This window comes from Burkholderia stabilis (genome assembly GCF_001742165.1).
Classification (GTDB): domain Bacteria; phylum Pseudomonadota; class Gammaproteobacteria; order Burkholderiales; family Burkholderiaceae; genus Burkholderia; species Burkholderia stabilis.
Map to the genome: position 1 here is coordinate 2,276,005 of NZ_CP016442.1, position 17,452 is coordinate 2,293,456.

General features: G+C 57.4%; 20 protein-coding genes. 17 read left to right on the forward strand and 3 right to left on the reverse strand.

Annotation, left to right across the window (positions count from 1 at the left end; translation table 11 throughout):
- The first annotated feature begins 11 nt into the window (after positions 1–11).
- The 6 genes from BBJ41_RS10535 (at position 12) to BBJ41_RS10560 (ending at position 4,317) form a co-directional block, all read left to right on the forward strand.
- Positions 12–1,514, forward strand: a complete 1,503-nt coding sequence (locus tag BBJ41_RS10535; RefSeq protein WP_069746427.1) for an aromatic/alkene/methane monooxygenase hydroxylase/oxygenase subunit alpha — start codon at positions 12–14, stop codon at positions 1,512–1,514.
- Between the two features lie 68 nt (positions 1,515–1,582).
- Entirely contained in the window at positions 1,583–1,849 is a 267-nt protein-coding gene (locus tag BBJ41_RS10540; protein ID WP_021159329.1) for a toluene-4-monooxygenase system B family protein, read from the forward strand.
- Between the two features lie 55 nt (positions 1,850–1,904).
- The gene (locus BBJ41_RS10545; RefSeq protein WP_011516080.1) at positions 1,905–2,240 is read left to right on the forward strand and encodes a Rieske 2Fe-2S domain-containing protein; all 336 of its coding nucleotides are present in this window, start codon (positions 1,905–1,907) and stop codon (positions 2,238–2,240) included.
- 40 nt (positions 2,241–2,280) lie between these two features.
- Positions 2,281–2,595: an MmoB/DmpM family protein gene (locus tag BBJ41_RS10550; RefSeq protein WP_035480072.1), complete on the forward strand. Its 315-nt coding sequence runs from the start codon at positions 2,281–2,283 to the stop codon at positions 2,593–2,595.
- Positions 2,596–2,649: 54 nt separating this feature from the next.
- Positions 2,650–3,636: an aromatic/alkene monooxygenase hydroxylase subunit beta gene (locus tag BBJ41_RS10555; protein ID WP_011516078.1), complete on the forward strand. Its 987-nt coding sequence runs from the start codon at positions 2,650–2,652 to the stop codon at positions 3,634–3,636.
- Between the two features lie 99 nt (positions 3,637–3,735).
- On the forward strand, positions 3,736–4,317 hold the full coding sequence (locus tag BBJ41_RS10560) for a 2Fe-2S iron-sulfur cluster-binding protein (protein ID WP_083281847.1): 582 nt from the start codon (positions 3,736–3,738) through the stop codon (positions 4,315–4,317).
- Positions 4,318–4,345: 28 nt separating this feature from the next.
- On the opposite strand, the gene BBJ41_RS10565 is transcribed toward BBJ41_RS10560, so the two are convergent.
- Positions 4,346–5,463, reverse strand: a protein-coding gene (locus tag BBJ41_RS10565) for an IS3 family transposase (protein ID WP_370512851.1) whose coding sequence is annotated in 2 segments (ribosomal slippage) — positions 4,346–5,205 and positions 5,205–5,463 — 1,119 coding nt in all. Because the reading frame shifts where the segments join, the coding sequence is not laid out codon by codon here.
- A gap of 167 nt (positions 5,464–5,630) precedes the next feature.
- Here BBJ41_RS10565 and BBJ41_RS10575 point away from each other — a divergent pair.
- Both BBJ41_RS10575 and gstA read left to right on the forward strand, forming a co-directional pair.
- On the forward strand, positions 5,631–5,996 hold the full coding sequence (locus tag BBJ41_RS10575) for a ferredoxin reductase domain-containing protein (RefSeq protein ID WP_236872014.1): 366 nt from the start codon (positions 5,631–5,633) through the stop codon (positions 5,994–5,996).
- Between the two features lie 65 nt (positions 5,997–6,061).
- Positions 6,062–6,667, forward strand: a complete 606-nt coding sequence (gene gstA, locus BBJ41_RS10580; protein WP_069746428.1) for a glutathione transferase GstA — start codon at positions 6,062–6,064, stop codon at positions 6,665–6,667.
- Between the two features lie 70 nt (positions 6,668–6,737).
- On the opposite strand, the gene BBJ41_RS38845 is transcribed toward gstA, so the two are convergent.
- A protein-coding gene (locus BBJ41_RS38845) for an IS5-like element ISRme6 family transposase (protein WP_156814768.1) occupies positions 6,738–7,555 on the reverse strand; the annotation gives its coding sequence in 2 pieces (ribosomal slippage) (positions 6,738–7,207 and positions 7,207–7,555; 819 coding nt in all).
- Between the two features lie 169 nt (positions 7,556–7,724).
- Between BBJ41_RS38845 and BBJ41_RS10585 the strand changes: the two genes are divergently transcribed.
- The 5 genes from BBJ41_RS10585 (at position 7,725) to BBJ41_RS41530 (ending at position 13,842) form a co-directional block, all read left to right on the forward strand.
- Positions 7,725–8,786 (forward strand): alcohol dehydrogenase, encoded by a 1,062-nt coding sequence (locus tag BBJ41_RS10585; protein ID WP_011516074.1) that lies wholly within the window; start codon positions 7,725–7,727, stop codon positions 8,784–8,786.
- 78 nt (positions 8,787–8,864) lie between these two features.
- A complete protein-coding gene (locus tag BBJ41_RS10590; RefSeq protein WP_011516073.1) occupies positions 8,865–10,259 on the forward strand; it encodes an OmpP1/FadL family transporter in 1,395 nt (464 codons plus the stop codon).
- A gap of 735 nt (positions 10,260–10,994) precedes the next feature.
- On the forward strand, positions 10,995–11,825 hold the full coding sequence (locus BBJ41_RS10595; protein WP_011516071.1) for an alpha/beta fold hydrolase: 831 nt from the start codon (positions 10,995–10,997) through the stop codon (positions 11,823–11,825).
- Between the two features lie 173 nt (positions 11,826–11,998).
- Positions 11,999–12,787 carry a XylR N-terminal domain-containing protein gene (locus BBJ41_RS41525; protein ID WP_236872015.1) on the forward strand — a complete coding sequence of 263 codons (789 nt, stop codon included), beginning with the start codon at positions 11,999–12,001 and terminating at the stop codon, positions 12,785–12,787.
- 26 nt (positions 12,788–12,813) lie between these two features.
- A complete protein-coding gene (locus BBJ41_RS41530) occupies positions 12,814–13,842 on the forward strand; it encodes a sigma-54 interaction domain-containing protein (RefSeq protein ID WP_236872062.1) in 1,029 nt (342 codons plus the stop codon).
- A 93-nt stretch (positions 13,843–13,935) separates the two neighbouring features.
- Here the strand turns inward: BBJ41_RS41530 and BBJ41_RS41535 are convergent, their stop codons facing one another.
- Positions 13,936–14,730 carry an IS5 family transposase gene (locus BBJ41_RS41535; RefSeq protein ID WP_235996207.1) on the reverse strand — a complete coding sequence of 265 codons (795 nt, stop codon included), beginning with the start codon at positions 14,728–14,730 and terminating at the stop codon, positions 13,936–13,938.
- On the opposite strand from BBJ41_RS41535, the gene BBJ41_RS10610 reads away from it, so the two are divergent.
- The 4 genes from BBJ41_RS10610 to tnpC are packed head-to-tail and all read left to right on the forward strand — an operon-like array spanning position 14,722 to position 17,378.
- Positions 14,722–14,949 (forward strand): ATP-binding cassette domain-containing protein, encoded by a 228-nt coding sequence (locus tag BBJ41_RS10610; RefSeq protein ID WP_069746429.1) that lies wholly within the window; start codon positions 14,722–14,724, stop codon positions 14,947–14,949. The two genes, BBJ41_RS41535 and BBJ41_RS10610, sit on opposite strands and share 9 nt — an antisense overlap.
- 33 nt (positions 14,950–14,982) lie before the next feature.
- On the forward strand, positions 14,983–15,405 hold the full coding sequence (locus tag BBJ41_RS41910) for a transposase (RefSeq protein ID WP_027813735.1): 423 nt from the start codon (positions 14,983–14,985) through the stop codon (positions 15,403–15,405).
- Positions 15,402–15,746, forward strand: a complete 345-nt coding sequence (gene tnpB, locus BBJ41_RS10620; RefSeq protein WP_027813734.1) for an IS66 family insertion sequence element accessory protein TnpB — start codon at positions 15,402–15,404, stop codon at positions 15,744–15,746. The genes BBJ41_RS41910 and tnpB overlap by 4 nt, the downstream gene beginning before the upstream one ends.
- Positions 15,747–15,785: 39 nt before the next feature.
- Positions 15,786–17,378 (forward strand): IS66 family transposase, encoded by a 1,593-nt coding sequence (gene tnpC / locus BBJ41_RS10625; protein WP_027813733.1) that lies wholly within the window; start codon positions 15,786–15,788, stop codon positions 17,376–17,378.
- The last annotated feature ends 74 nt before the right edge of the window (positions 17,379–17,452 follow it).

The following is a 17,452-nucleotide window of genomic DNA, read 5'->3' on the forward strand; positions in this document are numbered from 1 at the left end:
GGAGACTGAAAATGGCTTTGTTAAATCGGATGGACTGGTACGACCTTGCCAGGACGACTAACTGGTCGCCGAAGTACGTCACGGAGAGCGAGCTTTTTCCGCCCGAGCTCAGTGGAGATCACGGCATTCCCATGGAAAAGTGGGAGACCTACGACGAACCATACAAGCAGACTTACCCGGAGTATGTCAAAGTCCAACGCGAGAAGGACGCTGGCGCGTACTCCGTGAAGGCCGCGCTCGAGCGCAGTCAAATCTATGAAAAAGCAGATCCGGGTTGGCTCACGGTGATGAAGCAGCACTATGGCGCGATCGCTCTCGGCGAGTACGCAGCCGCGAGCGCAGAGGCAAGGATGATGCGTTTCTCCAAGGCACCGGGCATGCGCAATATGGCGACCCTGGGAAGTATGGACGAAATTCGTCACGGTCAGATCCAGCTCTACTTTCCTCATGAGCACGTCTCGAAAGACCGTCAGTTCGACTGGGCTGCCAAGGCCTTCCATACCAACGAATGGGCAGCGATTGCCGCACGTCATTTCTTCGATGACATCATGATGACGCGCGACGCGATCAGCGTCGCCATCATGCTGACCTTCAGCTTTGAAACCGGCTTCACCAACATGCAGTTTCTTGGGCTGGCGGCAGACGCTGCGGAGGCCGGGGATCACACATTCGCCAGTCTGATCTCGAGTGTGCAGACCGACGAGTCGCGCCATGCACAGATCGGCGGTCCAACGCTCCAGATTCTGATCGAGAACGGCAAGAAAGCCGAGGCCCAGAAAAAGGTTGACATCGCTTTTTGGCGCGCGTGGAGGCTGTTTTCGGTGCTGACTGGGCCGGTGATGGACTACTACACCCCGCTCGAGCATCGCAAGCAGTCGTTCAAGGAGTTTATGCAGGAATGGATTGTTGCGCAGTTTGAACGCGCACTGAGCGATCTGGGGCTCGACAAGCCTTGGTATTGGGACACGTTCCTGCAGCAGCTCGATCAGCAGCATCATGGCATGCATTTGGGCGTCTGGTATTGGCGTCCTACCGTCTGGTGGAACCCGGCAGCCGGCGTCACGCCCGCAGAACGGGATTGGCTGGAAGAAAAATACCCTGGCTGGAACGACACCTGGGGCCAGTGCTGGGATGTGATCATCGACAATCTGGTCGACGGGAACATCGCGCAAACGTACCCGGAGACGTTGCCGATCGTGTGCAACATGTGCAACCTGCCGATCAATTACACGCCGGGCAACGGGTGGGCCGTGCAGGATTATCCGCTCGAATACAACGGCAGGCTGTATCACTTCGGCTCGGAGCCGGATCGGTGGTGCTTTGAGCAGGAGCCGGAGCGTTATGCGGGCCATATGACTTTGGTGGACCGTTTCCTGGCTGGCTTGGTGCAGCCGATGGATCTGGGGGGCGCATTGGCTTACATGGGTCTGGCACCCGGCGAAATCGGTGATGACGCCCACGGCTACTCATGGGTGGACATTTACAAGAAGATGCGCATGAAGAAGGCAAGTTGAGCACTGCTGCCTGAAGAGCCGGTGGTATGACCACCGGCTCAACCACCAACCAAACAGAGGACTCCAAAATGGCTTTGTTTCCCTTGAGCTCCAATTTCGAAGGCGACTTCGTGCTTCAACTGGTGGCGGTCGATACCGAGAACACCATGGACGAAGTGGCGACCGCTGCTGCGCATCACTCCGTTGGACGGCGTGTGAAAGCGCGTCCCGGGCATATCCTGCGGGTGCGCCGGCAAGGTAGCAAGGAATGTTTGCCCCGAACGATGAAAGTGGCTGATTCGGGCCTCAAGCCGACCGAGTGTGTTGAGGTCATCTGGGAACCCGCCCAGCAATAACCAGGCATTCGGCAGTTGATGTGCTGGGGCCCCTTCATCAATAGAAAGGAAGTTCATGACATTTAAGAAAGTGTGCTCTCTGGACGATCTTTGGGAGGGCGAAATGGAGTCGTTCGAGGTCGATGGGCAGGAAATTCTGATGGTTTGGCCGCAGGGCGGCGACCTGAAGGCGTTCCAAGGTATTTGCCCACACCAGGACATTCCGCTCATTGAAGGCAAATTCGACGGCAAGACGGTGATCTGCAGGGCGCATCTTTGGCAGTTCGATGCCTGCTCTGGAAAAGGTATCAACCCGTCGGACTGTGCGCTGGCCGAGTACCCAATCAAGATCGAAGGCGATGCGGTATTTGTGGAAACCGAGGGTGTGAAGCCGCTGTTCGCACATACGTGAGCAGCATTCGGTCCGCCAATTCGAAAGCAAGGAGAAAGCTGTGACTAAAAACGATATTGCATCGGCCCACCTTAACAACAGGGTGGGTCCGGTCATGCGTGCTGGGGAGCTCGCTGAGGCAGTAGTTGAGGCAGCGCGAGAGGACAACCCTGGCAAGGAAATTCGCGTGGACGACAAGCGCGCCTATTTGCGCATCGACACCGACGGGGAGTTAATCCTGCGCCGCGAAACGATCGAGCGGGCGCTGGGCCGACCGTTCAAAATGCCTGACCTCGAGGTTGAATTGAGTTCGTTTGCCGGGCGTATTGAAACTATGCCCGATCAGGTCCGCTTCTACTTTGAGAAGCAAGTCTGAGTAGCGGTACCGGACAACATCCGCCCCACCAAGTAAAGATTCGAGGAGACAAGCATGTCTGAAGTTCAAGTTCTCAAGCCGCTCAAGACCTGGAGTCATCTCGCGACGCGGCGCCGCAAACCGAGCGAATACGAGATCGTTTCCACCAATTTGCACTACAACAAGAGGGATCCGAATGCTCCCTACGAGCTCGATCCGGATATGTGGATGAGCCGCTGGTTCAAGCAGCACACCCTCAATAGTCCGCTCAAGCACGACGATTGGAACGCGTTCCGCGATCCGGACGAAGTCATCTATCGCACGTACAACCTGATGCAGGACGGCCAGGAGACGTATGTCTTCGGGTTGTTCGACCAGTTCAATTCCCGTGAACATGATAAGTCGCTGGATCCCCGCTGGGCTGGTAAGCTGGCCCGGCTATATACCCCGGCCCGCTACCTGTTCCACACGCTGCAAATGGCCTCCGCTTACGTCGGCCAGATGGCTCCAGCGAGCACTATCACCAACTGCAACTATTTTCAGATGGCCGATTCTTTCCGCTGGTTGAGCCATACGGCCTATCGTACGAAAGAGTTGTCGCTAGCATTCCAGGACAAGGGCTTTGGTAGCGACGAACGTAAATATTGGGAAGATGACGTCGCCTGGCAAGGCTTCCGTGAGCTTATGGAAAAGGTTCTCGTAACATGGGACTGGGCCGAAGCGTTTGTGGCGCTCAACCTGGTCGCCAAGCCTGCGGTGGAGGAATCGGTGCTGCGCAAGCTGGGCGAGTCCGGACGCCATAACGGAGATACTTTGCTAGGCCTGTTGACGGACGCCCAACTCATCGACGCGGCACGTCACAGGCGTTGGGCCACGGCGTTGGTCAAGATGGCGCTCGAAAAGCCAGGTAACGCCGAAGTTATCAAGAATTGGATTGCCAATTGGGAATCGCTCGGCGATGCGGCTATCGATGCCTATTGCAGCACGCTTGCCGATGTACCAGACGCCTCGGAGTCGGCCAAGTCGGCGACTCGAGAGTTTCGTCGATCCCTGGGTCTGTAAGGAAAGACTTCCAGCCGATGCTGTCTCAGGGGACCATCAAGAGCGCCTGGATCACGCGCTCTTGGTGATCTTGACAGCGTAATCACAGGGATTTCATGTATGTCTGAACATCAAATACTCATAGAGGGAGAGAAAAATGCCTTTGTCCAGGCGGGGGAAGACACTGTCCTGCGGGCAGCTTTGCGCGCCGGAATAGGATTTCCCTATGAGTGCAACTCGGGCGGGTGTGGCAGCTGCAAGTTTGATCTTCTGGACGGAGAGGCCGAGAATCTTTGGCCAGACGCGCCAGGGCTGACCGAACGCGATCGCCGTAAAGGTCGTCTGTTAGCGTGCCAATGCAGAGCCAAGGGGAACATACAGATAAAGGTGCGCGTCGAGGCGGACCATCAAGCTCAAGTGAGGCCGAAGCGACTGCTGGCCAAGTTTGTGGAATCGCATGAAGTCACCCACGACATTCGCGAATTTCGCTTTGTGACGGATGGCCCGGCCACCTTCTTGGCGGGACAGTATGCGATGCTTTCGGTCCCTGGTGTGACCGCGCCGCGAGCCTACTCCATGTCTAACACCGGCAATGATCGAGGCGAGTGGCATTTCCAGATCCGGCGCGTGCCGCAAGGTAAAGCGACAGAGCAGTTGTTCCATCACCTTCGTGCGGGCGATCTGACCTGCCCCCTTCGATAGGGCCACGGAGCTTCTAGTAAAGTCCTGTTCAAACATGCTCCTGCAAGACAGGAGCGCCTACTGGTGCCGGATGCTTCGCCGCGAATTCGGCCGGCGACTGGTAGTTCAATGCGCTGTGCGGCCGTGCCTCGTTGTAGTCCCGGCGCCATGCCGACACCACGGCCCGGGCGTGGGCGAGCGTCGTGAACCAGTGCTCGTTCAGACACTCGTCACGAAACTTGCCATTGAACGACTCGATGTACGCATTCTGCGTCGGCTTGCCCGCCTGAATCAATTTCAACGTCACGCCGTTGGCGTAGGCCCACTGGTCCAGCGCGCGGCTCGTGAATTCGGGTCCCTGGTCCGTGCGCAACGCTTTCGGGTAGCCCCTGAAGCGCGCCACCCGGTCCAGCACGCGCGTCACATACCGACCCGAGATGCCGTGGTCCACCACGATCTCGACCGCTTCCTTGGTGAAGTCGTCGACAATGGTCAGGCACTTCAGGCGACGCCCGTTGGACAATGCGTCCATCACGAAATCGAGGGACCACACCTCGTTCGGCGTACTCGGCAAAGCCAGCTGCTCGCGCTCGACCATCACGCCGTGGCGCCGTCGCCGGCGCCGCACGGCCAGTCCGGCCTCGCGATACAGCCGGTGCACGCGCTTGTGGTTTACGTGCCTTCCTTCGCGCGCCAGCAGCGCGTGTAGCCGCCGATAGCCGAAACGCCGCCTCTGGTGCCCCAGCTCGATGAGGCGCGCCTTGAGCGCCTCATTCTCGTGGTCCGGCTGCGCTTCATAATGCAGCACGCTGCGCGAAAGCCCGACAAGCCGGCAGGCACGGCGCTCGGAGACATTGACCTTCTGCCGAATCGCCGCGACCGCCTCGCGCCTGGCCTGCGGGCTCAGGGCTTTCCCTTCACGACCACCTTCAGGGCTTCCATATCGAGCATCGCCTCGGCCAGCAGCTTCTTCAGCCTCGCGTTCTCGGCTTCCAGCTCCTTGAGCCGACGGGCTTCCGACACCTCCATGCCGCCGAACTTCGCGCGCCACGTGTAGAACGAGGCGTCACTGAACCCATGCTTCCTGCACAGCTCCTTCACCGGCAGGCCCGCCTCCGCTTCCTTCAGGAAGCCGATGATCTGTTCTTCCGAAAAGCGCTTCTTCATGTCCGTCTTCCTCTCCGAAAACGGACTTTACTAGATTCCGACTGGCCCGGTTTACGGGGAGCAGGTCAGATCAACTGGAGATCGATGGACCTTACGGCCTTGCTTTCTTGAGAACGGAGGCCCCACGCGACATTGTTTGCGTAGCGGGCGGGTCGGGTCTTGCACCGATGGTGTCAATTGCACGTGGCGCGTCGCAGTCCGGCATGCTGGAAACACGCCATCTCCATTTTTTCTATGGTGGGAGAACGCCGTCAGACATTTGCGGAGAATCGTTCCTGCGCATGTTACGTGGCTACGACGAACGCATTCATTTTTACCCCGTCGTGTCTTTGCCGGGTGAGGCCTCCGGATTTCAGTGGAGCGGTGAAACGGGATTTGTTCATGACGTGGTTCGGCGTGTGTTCGGGGATACGCTGTCAAATTTTGAGTTTTATTTCGCCGGTCCTCCACCTATGACTCAGGCTCTTCAGGAGATGTTGATGATCGGCTACTGTGTTCCTTTCGAACAGCTTCATTTCGATCGTTTCTTTTAATGAAGCGTCCACACGACTTGCGAATTAATGTCAATGCAAGTCTATTAATCAGAGGAGAGTAATCGATGAAACTGTACTACAGTCCTGGCGCTTGTTCGCTTTCACCGCACATCGTATTGCGTGAAATGGGCTTGACATTCGAGCTCGAAAAAGTGGATCTGCAAAGCAAAAAGACCGAGAGCGGTTCTGACTTTCGCAGCGTCAACCCCAATGGTTATGTGCCGCTGCTGGTTCTCGACGATGGGCAGGTGCTCACGGAAGGTCCGGCGATCGTACAGTACTTGGCCGATCGGGCTCCCGAAGCGCGGCTTGCGCCTGAAGCCGGGACGATGGAGCGCTATCGTTTGGTGGAATGGCTAAACTTTATTTCGACCGAGCTTCACAAGGCTTTTGCACCGCTTTTCAATCCTAAAACGCCGGAAGAATGGAAAGCCATCGTAAATGATTTGATCGCGGCGCGTCTGGCTTATGTTGAAAAAAAGCTCGGTGGTCAGGTCTATCTGATGGGAGATAACTTCACGGTTGCTGATGCTTATCTGTTCACCGTGCTGTCTTGGGGCAAGTGGGTCGGCGTAGATATCGGACGCTGGCCGACTTTGCAGAGCTATACGAATCGAATTTCTTCTCGCCCGACCGTGCAGGCCGCGCTCAAAGCCGAGGGTCTGATCTAACGAAGACCGGTTCTTGTTGCCCCAACTTTTTCGGAGTTTTGGGGTTCAAGATTTTCCTTTAGAGGCCAGTTCAAAAAGGCTGCTCCGTACGCCTGAAGATGTTCCAGCAGACGAGGGCGCAGCCGAATTTCAAGAATGCTTCGTGAATGTCAGCTCGACGATCGAAGCGTATGCGAAGACGACGGAAGTTTTGGAGCCACGAGTGAGTCCGTTCAACGACCCAACGGAATTTGCCCAGACCACTGCCATGTTCAGTGCGGCGCCGTGCGATCACCGGTTTGATGCCGCGTTCGCGCAATCGTTGACGATGCGGATCGGAATCGTAACCACGATCGGCATAGATGACCTTGGGTCTCTGAAGTGGTCGGCCGCGCGCGCCACGGATCGGGGGAATCGCGTCGACGAGCGGCAGCAACTGGGTGACGTCGTTGCGGTTCGCGCCTGTCAGGATGGCGCTGATGGGAACGCCATTGGCGTCTACGAGGATGTGGTGTTTGGAACCGGGTCGCGAGCGATCCGTGGGGTTCGGGCCAGTTTTTCGCCCGCCCCAACAGCTCGTACCGACGAGGAATCGACGGCAGCGTATGAAAGATCGATCTGCCCGGCCTCGCGCAACTTGTCGAGCAGCAGTTCGTGCAGTCGATCCCATACGCCTGCTTTGCGCCAGTCGTTCAGTCGTCGCCAGCAGGTCGCGCCGGAGCCAAAGCCCAATACGGTCGGCAGGTGGTTCCATCGCAGTCCGGTTTTCAACACGAACAGGATGCCATTCAACGCCGCCCGATCCGATACGCGTGGGCGACCAGGATGCCCTTTGCGCCGGGGCTTGGGCGGCGGCAGTAACGGTTCGATCAGTGTCCACAATTCGTCATCAATAATCGGCGCTTCCATCCCTTGGGTTCCGTTGTTCAGACATCCAAGGTTAACAGCTTACCGAGAAAGTAAACAGCCGCCTCAGGGGTTTTTGAACTGGCCTCTTAAGTATGAAGAGGGGTTGAGACATCAGGATACGGGAAGGTGAAAGCACCACTTATGCTAACTAATCTATAAGGAATCCAAAATGAAAGCCGCAGTCTATTACGGTCCGCAGGATATTCGCTGTACGGATATTCCAGACCCTGTCATTCGCTCCGACCACGAAATGCTAGTCAAAGTAACGGCCACATCGATATGTGGCTCCGATTTGCACCTTTACCGGGGCGCGCTTGATGGAATCATGGAAAAAGGCAAGTCCCAAACAGGTCATGAGTTGATCGGCGAAGTCGTGGAGGTCGGTAAGAGCGTCGGGCGCTTCAAGCAGGGGGATCGCGTCAGTATGGGGTACTCAGTCTCATGCGGCCACTGCTACATGTGCGAGGTTGGGCAGACCGCACATTGTGAGACTACCAAAAACGCAGTCTATGGATTCGGCATACCTTTCGGCAGCATCAATGGAACTCATGCGGAGGCCCTGATCGTCCCTCACGCGGATGGTCACGCGATGAATGTGCCGAAGGGAATTCCCGATGAAGCGGCGGTTACGCTTTCCTGCAACCTGCCGTCGGCAATCATCGCCAACCGCCTGGCCGATATCCAGGTCGGGGAGAATGTTGCACTGGTGGGCTGCGGGCCGACGGGTATGATGACTCTCGATATCGCGCTGCACAGAGGGCCAGGGCGCGTGGTTGTACTCGATAAGGTTGCCCATCGTCTTGACGTCGTGCGCAAAAAAGGGGGCGTGGCGATTGATGCGAACCAGGAAGACTGGAAAGAAAAAGCACTGGCAGAAACCGGCGGACGTGGCTTTGACAAAGTGATCGAGGTGGTCGGTTATCCCGAAACCCTACAGATGTGCCTCGATCTGGTTCGCCCCGGCGGAACGGTTGCCGCGATCGGCGTTTTCTGCGACTCAACTTTCAATCTGAATTTGGCCGATGTGTTTCTGCGCAATATCAGCTTGCACATGAATGGCTTCGCTAACGCCCAGCCTTACATGTGGGAGGCATTGCGGCTGATGGAGCGTGGTGTGATCAATCCGCAAGAGTACTTTTCACACGCGTTCGAACTTGCTGATGTCGACAAGGCATTCTCGGTCTTTCATCAGAAATCGGACAGCGCAATGAAGGTACTGATCCGGCCATAAAGCTGCTTCGACGTAAAGCGAGGGTGAGCGCGAGAACGCTCATACCATTATTAGAAAAAATCTGGTAAGGAGACGAAATTGAAGATCAATCAGAGTTGTGTCGCTGTGCGGGTGATCGTGGTTTTTTCGGTCGCGTTATTTGCGATGGGCACTGCGAAGGCTACTGACGTGTTCAATCTGGAGGGCTATGGCCCCGTGTCCCGCGCCATGGGGGGCACAGGCGTGGCGTACGACATTGGCGCGGCCGCCATGATGACGAACCCGGCGACGCTGGGCTTGATGGAGCAGGGGGCCTATCTAGATTTCGGGCTGGATGTCATCAACACCGATATCAACATACGAAACGCCGCCACCGGTGAATCAGTTTCTTCTGGCAATCACGGCAACAACAACGGCCCCTACTTCGCGCCCGAAGCCGCATTCGTGTATCGGGCCGGGAAGTATGCATTCGGCGTGGGGGCCTTCGCGGGAGGGGGACTCGGCACGCAGTACGGCGGCAGCAGCTTTCTGTCGCGCACGACCACCAACGGCATCAACACCGGCTTCGACAATTTTTCGCGTCTCCTGGTGTTGCGCATTCCGTTTGCCATGTCTTACGACGTCACGGACAAGCTGACGGTCGGCGGCTCGCTCGACGCGGTCTGGACCTCGCTGAATCTCGGCATGCTGCTGGATGCCTCGCAGATCGGTACGCTCGCGGCCCAGCACCGCGCGTCCGGCACGCTGCTGCCCGCGCTCGCCAGCGTGCCAGGCCTGTCGGGCGGGTATATCAACTCCGCGCATAACGGAATCGTGGGCGGCGGTGCCGATGCCTGGGGGATCGGCGGCAAGCTGGGCCTCACGTATCGCCTCACGCCGGACACCGTGTTTGGCCTGGCCTACAACTTCAAGACGCGCGTGGGCGATCTGGGCGGCCATGCAACGTTGTCGGCAGTAAGTTCCGTTGCCGGAAACATCCCGCTCGACGGTCAGATCACGGTCCACAGCTTCGAAATGCCCGCGCAGTTCACGGCAGGTATTAGTCACCGGTTAAACGATCACTGGAGCGTTTCGGCCGACTATCAGCGCGTGTTTCTCGCGAGCGTGTTCAAGGACATCAACGTGAGCTTCGTGCAGTCGGGCACGGGGGCGAACCTGAACCTGTCGCTGCCGCAGAACTACCGTGACATCAACGTGTTTGGCGTGGGGGCGGAATACCGCTACAACGCGAGCCTCGCGTTCCGTGCGGGCTTCCATTATGCGCAGGAAGCCATACCCAACAATATGCTGTTGGCCGTCATTCCCGCCATCCCGACCACGACCCTGACCGGCGGCGTCTCTTATGCGTTCAGCCAAAACAGCAAGATCGACCTCGGCATATCATTCGCACTGCAGAAGACCTTGACGAACACGAGTCAGCCCAACACCTCCGTGCCGATAAAGGTGACCCACTCGCAGATCAACGCAGCGGTGGCCTGGCAAAAACGGTTTTGATGCAGAGGCGGGCGCGGGTGGGGTTGACCCTGTAGGTCAGGACTGTCAGACACCGTTAAAGGCAAACATTGTGATTATTGACGTACCACGTTCATCGGCGAAATTTAAGCCCACAAGAGGTCGCGTGAGTCGGGAACAGCAATTTTTGTGTTCACGAAGCCGGACATTGAAGTCATGAATGACCAAAGACGTTTTTAGACATAATGTATTGGACCTGCCGTACCTCAAGCGACGCGGGTTAAGCTTGAGGCTAGTGTCCTGAATTTGACGCTCGTAGAAGGGAAACGGAAGCGGACGCTCGTGCAATGAGATCTACGCGAAAATCCGCTAGCCGTTCAGGAAGTGGTACTTCCCCCAGAGGGCGCGGTCTAGCGTAAGTCGCATTGCGCAGATGATTGCTCCGAGTCATCAGAGGTCGACAAACTATGTTTGACGAGTCAAATATACTGACGCATCGGGGATGCAAAGCACCTGCAGGCGTGGACGAACGCCTGGTTTGAGGCGGCCGTCGAACTAGGTTTTATCCGGTGGCCCTATGTACCCGACAAAGAAGTCGTCAAGCGTTTGCATGGCTACTTCAATGCAGGGTTGATGCCAATGGAAGCCGCCCAAGCATGCTTTGCGGCGAAGCATTGAGAAAGATCGATGATGATTCAACCAAGAAAAATCATACGAGGTTGTTAAGGGAAATCAAGTTATTGCTCGTTGCCGGATACTGGATATATGGAGTTGCAAATGTCGGATTCTTTAGAAATTGCGAATACAGTCACCGCAAATGGTATAAAAACCAATTATCACGATCGTGGTCAGGGAGTGCCTGTTCTTTTGATTCATGGATCGGGCCCTGGAGTAACCGCATGGGCGAACTGGCGCCTCACAATCCCTGAACTCGCGAAGCAGTTTCGCGTCATCGCACCGGACATGGTGGGCTTTGGATATACCGAGCGGCCGGTGGGTATCCGGTATGACATGGATACCTGGGTCGGGCATGCGCTCGGGTTGCTGGATGCGCTTGGCATTGACAAGGCTCACGTGGTGGGCAACTCTTTCGGAGGGGCTCTGGCCTTGGCGCTGGCCATCCGGGCGCCCGAAAGAGTGCGCCGATTGGTCCTCATGGGCAGCGTGGGTATCTCCTTCCCGATAACGGAGGGGTTGGACAAGGTTTGGGGCTACGTTCCGTCAATCGACAACATGCGAGAGTTGCTCGATGTTTTTGCGTTCGACCGCAATCTCGTAAATGACGACCTCGCTCGCCTGCGTTATGAGGCAAGCATCCGGCCGAACTTTCAGGAAGCGTTTTCAAGTATGTTTCCGGCACCGCGCCAGCGTTGGGTGGACGCTATGGCGAGCCGGGAGGAGGACGTCGGCTCGCTTCCGCACGAGACACTCATCATCCATGGGCGCGAAGACCAGGTCATCCCGCTGTCCAATTCCTATACACTGCTCAGACTGATTCCACGGGCGCAGCTGCACGTGTTCGGCCGCTGTGGCCATTGGACGCAGATTGAACATGGAGAGCGATTTAACCGGTTGGTCGGTGACTTCTTCTCGGAAGAGGCGCTTTAAGCCTCCGCGCGGAGGCCTTTGGGGGGGCGTTCAAGTGACGCCAACGGCATGTGGCAACGAACGGTCCCCCAATTAGGTTTTCGTTCCAGGCAGGTTTACGCACCCGGTGAGAGCGTGCGAGACGATGAACTTTTAAGAAAGAGCCCTGACTGGCGATTTCCTGAGGAGGGAACATGAAGGAGGAGAAAGGGAAAGCGGGAGAAATAGACAGAGGAATACCGCTTTTCGTGCCAGATGTAGTGGCTGATCTGCATTTTCCGGACATTCGGGATCTGGCGGAACGGCTTCGTTTCAATCCTGCGGACGGTCGCATCTGGCTCGACGATCGTCGAATGGTCTTGATCCATACGGACGCGTTTGCTTCACTGCGACAGGAACTCATCGAAGCTTTAGGTAGCGATGCTGCGCGCGGATTGCTGACCCGCATGGGATATCTATCGGGTTCTCGGGATGCCGCGCTCGCACGAAAGGTTCGCGGGCAAGACAGCGCATTTGATGCCTTCGCGGTAGGTCCTCAACTTCACGCCCTGGAAGGCATCGTCCTGGTAGAACCTGTCAGAGTGGATATCGACAGCACCACCGGTCAGTATTACGGGGAATTTCTGTGGAAAGACTCGTCCGAGGATGAGGCTCACATATCCGTGTACGGCATCGGCTCCGAACCAGCCTGCTGGATGCAGATTGGCTACGCGTGCGGCTACACGAGCGCTTTCATGGGCCGGCGTATTCTATACCGGGAAGTCGAATGCCGCGCGATGGGCAATACATTATGTCGAATCATTGGAAAGCCCGTGGACGAGTGGGACGCCCCCGATGCGGATCTTCGGTATATGCTGCCACAATCTCTGGAGAAACGTCGCTTTGTCGCGTTGAAAAGTTCAGGGCCAGCCCGACTGACTCTACAGATCATGAGTGTGTGCCTTGCAAGCCTGACGAAGTGCCTGTCAAAGAAGGACCAATAGGGGCGTCTGCTGGATTCAACGCAGTGATGCACAAAATATTCAGAGTGGCTCCCACTAGTGCGACCGTTTTACTGATGGGCGAGAGCGGCGTGGGCAAAAGCCTGTTTGCTCGGGAACTGCACAACAGAAGTTCGCGTGTAGGGAAACCATTCGTTGAATTAAATTGTGCAGCTCTTCCCGATTCGCTGATTGAATCGGAGCTTTTTGGTGTGGAGCGAGGGGCATTCACCGGCGCATCCGATGCCCGCGTTGGGCGTTTCGAAAGCGCAAACGAAGGGACCATTTTTTTGGATGAGATTGGTAATCTCAGTCTAACCGCTCAAGCGAAGCTATTGAGAGTTTTGCAAACGGGGGAGATGGAGCACCTCGGGAGTTCAAAGACGGTTAAGGTAAATGTTCGGGTAATTACTGCGACTAATGACAACCTCAAACAGGCGATAAAAAGCGGGCGTTTTCGTGAGGATCTTTTCTACCGGCTGAATGTATTTCCAATTGTTATTCCACCTTTGCGTGAAAGAAAGGATGATATCCCGGTTTTGCTGGAATTTTTCATAAAGAAATTTTCAAAAAGGCATGGTCGGTCCCTCAAGGGCTTATCCAATCGTGCGCTTCATCTATTGCTGGATTACTCGTGGCCCGGGAATATCCGCGAGATGGAAAATGTGCTCGAACGTGGCGTTATCCTCGCCGAGGAAGGCGGTACGCTCGATGTATGCCACTTGTTTAGTAGCGGTGACACCGTGGAATGTAAGGGTGCTTTTGGTTTAAGCGACCTTGGGTCGCTTGCCCTCGATTCCATATCGACGAGCGCTCCCCCCGAGACGATCCGCAAGAGCGGAGAAGCCCCGGAGGGGCTCGAGGATTGGGCAGCGCTTGCTGTACAGATGAACAAAGCGACACTTTGCGAGGTCGAAGATGCGCTCGTACGCGCGGCACTCAAAGCCGCGAACGGGAACATATCAGAAGCCGCACGTCTTCTCGGATTGACACGCGCGCAACTCGACTACCGTGTCAAGAAGTTGAACAATTCAATGCCAATCTCGACGGAGAAGTAGAGAGCGCAAAGCACCAGCGTTTGGGATCAACCGAATCGAAGATCTGCTTCGGCTTTGTTCGGGAGGTTAGGGGCGCTGGTGGTGCAGACGCAATTAGGCTTTTTTAACGCACCTCGCCTGACCAAATGCATTCCATTGATTGATCAGGTTGGCGATAGCGCGGCCTTCCTGAGTTTGTGACGCGATGCGACGCGTCAGCAGCGTGTCGCCGATGCAGCGCTTAATGCGCGAAAATTGCGCCTCAACGCGAGCGCGCAGGCCATAGCCATATTTGTTCTGGAATGCATACTGTCCCTTCTCTTTCAGATAACGCACAAGTTGATCGTGCCAACGATTTTGCTTCGCGTCATCGACCGCATCGGCCTTGGGAGGAATCACCGGCACGACGCCGCTGGCGAGCAGTTGTTCATTGCGCTCGATCTGGTAATACGCCGTATCGGCAATGAGTCGATCGATCTTACCGACTTGCGGCAACAGCAAATCGAGGCCGCTACTGTCTCCAGTGCCGGTATCGGTGATTTCCACTGCCAGTACGTCGCCTTCAGCATCCATGGCCAGATGCATCATGCGCCATGGCGTACGCTCAGCTTTCTTGCCGTATTTCTTTTCGTACCATGCGCCGGCATGAGAAAAGCGCAAGCCCGTGCTGTCCACTATCACCGTCACCGGCTCGCCTTCATTGAGGCGCTCAGCCGCGCGCACGCACTTCCTGCGCACCGTGATGTCCAGCGAAGCAAACAGGTCCGACAGATGGCCAAAGCTGGGTACGGGCAGCTCGACGCCACGCCCGCGCCAATAGTCGTGCATGAAGCCCGCGAATTCCCGCAAACCCATCCGGTACATGCGATACAGCATAAACAGCAAGTTTGAGATAGCCCCTTGATTCACCGGACACGGTCTCTGTTTCTGGATGAACCCACTTCAGGGGTAGATCCCATCACCCGGCGCGAATTCTGGACCCACATCAACGGACTGGCCCGCAAGGGCGTGACCATCATGGTCACCACCCACTTCATGGACGAGGCCGAATACTGCGATCGCGTGGCCATGCTGTCGGTAAGCGACTCGGCCCGACCGTTTCCCGATGCTGATTTTGCTGGCGCATGATAGTCGCGTTTAGATTGACGGAGACGGTCAGCTATGCCGAATGCAGCGCGCCCGGCCCATCGCACGTATGCGCGGGCATTCAAACAGCAAGTGATCAGGGAAACGTTGGAACCAGGCATGTCGGTGTCGATCGTCGCGCGGCGGCACGACATCAACGCCAACGTCGTGTTCGGGTGGCGCAAGCAATATCGGGAAGGCAAGCTGGAACTGCCGGGACTCGAAGCTGCGCCGTCGGCCATGACAGGCACGGAGTTGCTGAGCGTTGACGTGATCGATTCGGTGTTGATGCTGCCAGCGCCGCAGCCTACGGGAAACGCGACGTCGAAGGTGACAAGCGGCGTACCGATGCCGACGCCCGTGTGCGAGATCGAGGTGGAGATCGGCAAGCGGCGCGTGAAGATTCGCGGCCTGTCTGCTGAGCGGGCCGAAGCGTTCCTGCAGGAATGCCTGAAGTGATCACATTGCCGGCCGGCACCCGCATCTGGCTTGCTGCGGGCGTCACGGACATGCGCTGCGGCTTCCAGGGGCTTGCCACGAAGGTACAGGCGACGCTCGAGGAGAATCCGTTGTGCGGCCATGTGTTCATCTTCCGCGGACGTCGAGGCGATCTCGTGAAGCTGCTTTGGGCCACCGACGACGGGCTCTGGCTGCTGTCGAAGCGATTGGAACGCGGCCGCTTCATCTGGCCGCAAGCCGATGGCGGCAAGATCTCGCTCACGGTCGCGCAGTTGTCGATGCTTCTCGAAGGCATCGATTGGCGGCAGCCCCGCCGTACGGCACCTCTGTCGATGCTGTAGGTGTTGTAAACCGCTCGGGAGGCTCGTAAACTCCGGCGCATGCCGAATCTCGACGATCTGCCCGACGATGTCGCTGCACTGAAGGCCATGCTGGCTGAGGCTCGCGCGTCGGCCATCGAACGGGAACTCGAGATCGAACAGCTGCGCCGCGACATCGCCGCAAGCGATCTCGAGATCACACGGTTGAAGCTCCTGATCGACAAGCTCAAGCGAATGCACTTCGGCCGCAAGTCGGAACAACTTGCCCGAGAGATCGAGAAGCTTGAGCTCCGGCTTGAGGATTTGGCCGCAGGCAGCGGTGTCGCCGACGTTCAGCACACAAAGGTCCGACGAGAAAGGTCCACGACTAGCAGCGATCCGGCCGTACGTGAGCCGCTGCCACCGCACCTTACGCGAGAAGATCGCGTGCTCAAACCGGATTCGATCTGCCCCAAGTGTGAAGGTGCTATGCAGTGCCTCGGCGAGGACGTCTCGGAACAGCTCGCCCGTGTTGCGGCGATGTTCAAGGTGATCCGCACGATCCGGCACAAGACGGTCTGTCCGGCCTGCGGCCACATCGCGCAGCCACCGATGCCGGGACTGCCGATCGAGCGCAGTATCGCGCATCCGAGCTTGCTTGCCGACATTCTGGTGTCGAAGTACGCAGATCATGCGCCGCTGTACCGACAATCGGAAATTGCGGCGCGCGACGGGGTGACGCTTGACCGCGCCAGCATGGGTCGCTGGGTCGGACAGTGTGAGGCGCTCTGCCGCCCGCTGACCGACGCGCTGCGCCGGTATACGATGGCGGGCACGAAGTTGCACGCGGACGACACGCCGATCCCCGTGCTCGCGCCAGGCAACAAGAAGACGAAGACCGGGCGACTCTGGGTGTACGTGCGCGACGACAGCCGTTCGGGCTCGACGGAGCCGGCTGCGGTGTGGTTCGCGTACTCGTGCGATCGCAAAGGCATCCATCCTCAGACGCATCTCGCCGGATTCGAAGGCATCCTGCAAGCCGATGCCTACGGCGGCTTCGACGAGTTGTACGTAAGTGGCAAGATCCGCGAGGCTGCTTGTTGGGACCACGCGCGGAGAAAGTACTACGAGATCCACGCGAGCACACCGACGGACGAGACCCAGAAACTGCTCGAGATGATCGGCGAGTTCTACGGCATTGAAACCGACATCCGCGGCAAGCCGCCCGATGAACGGCAGCGCGTGCGGCGTGAGAAAAGCAAGCCGCTGCTGGACGCCTTCGAAACGAGAATCCGGGCCAAGCTCGCGACGCTGTCGCGCAAGTCGGAGCTGGCCGGCGCGATCCAGTACTCGCTGAATCACTGGACTGCGCTGACGCTGTTCTGCGAGGATGGGCAAGCCGAGATCAGCAACGCGTTGGCAGAAAACGCCCTGCGTTGCGTGAGCCTCGGGAGAAAGAACTTCCTGTTCGCTGGTTCCGACAGCGGGGGTGAGCGGGCCGCCGCGATGTACAGCTTGATTGGTGCGTGCAAACTCAATGGCATCAACCCGCGCGCCTATCTGGAATACGTCTTGACCCACATCGCTGATCACGTCATCACCCGCGTCGACGAACTGCTGCCTTGGAATGTGGTCGACAAGCTGACGTCGGTCAGCTCGCATGGCACTGCCTGACTGCTTCATAGATCCAGATAGATCGTGCCCATGATCCACGATCGTGGGCACGATCTCACGTGATCCTCACGGAA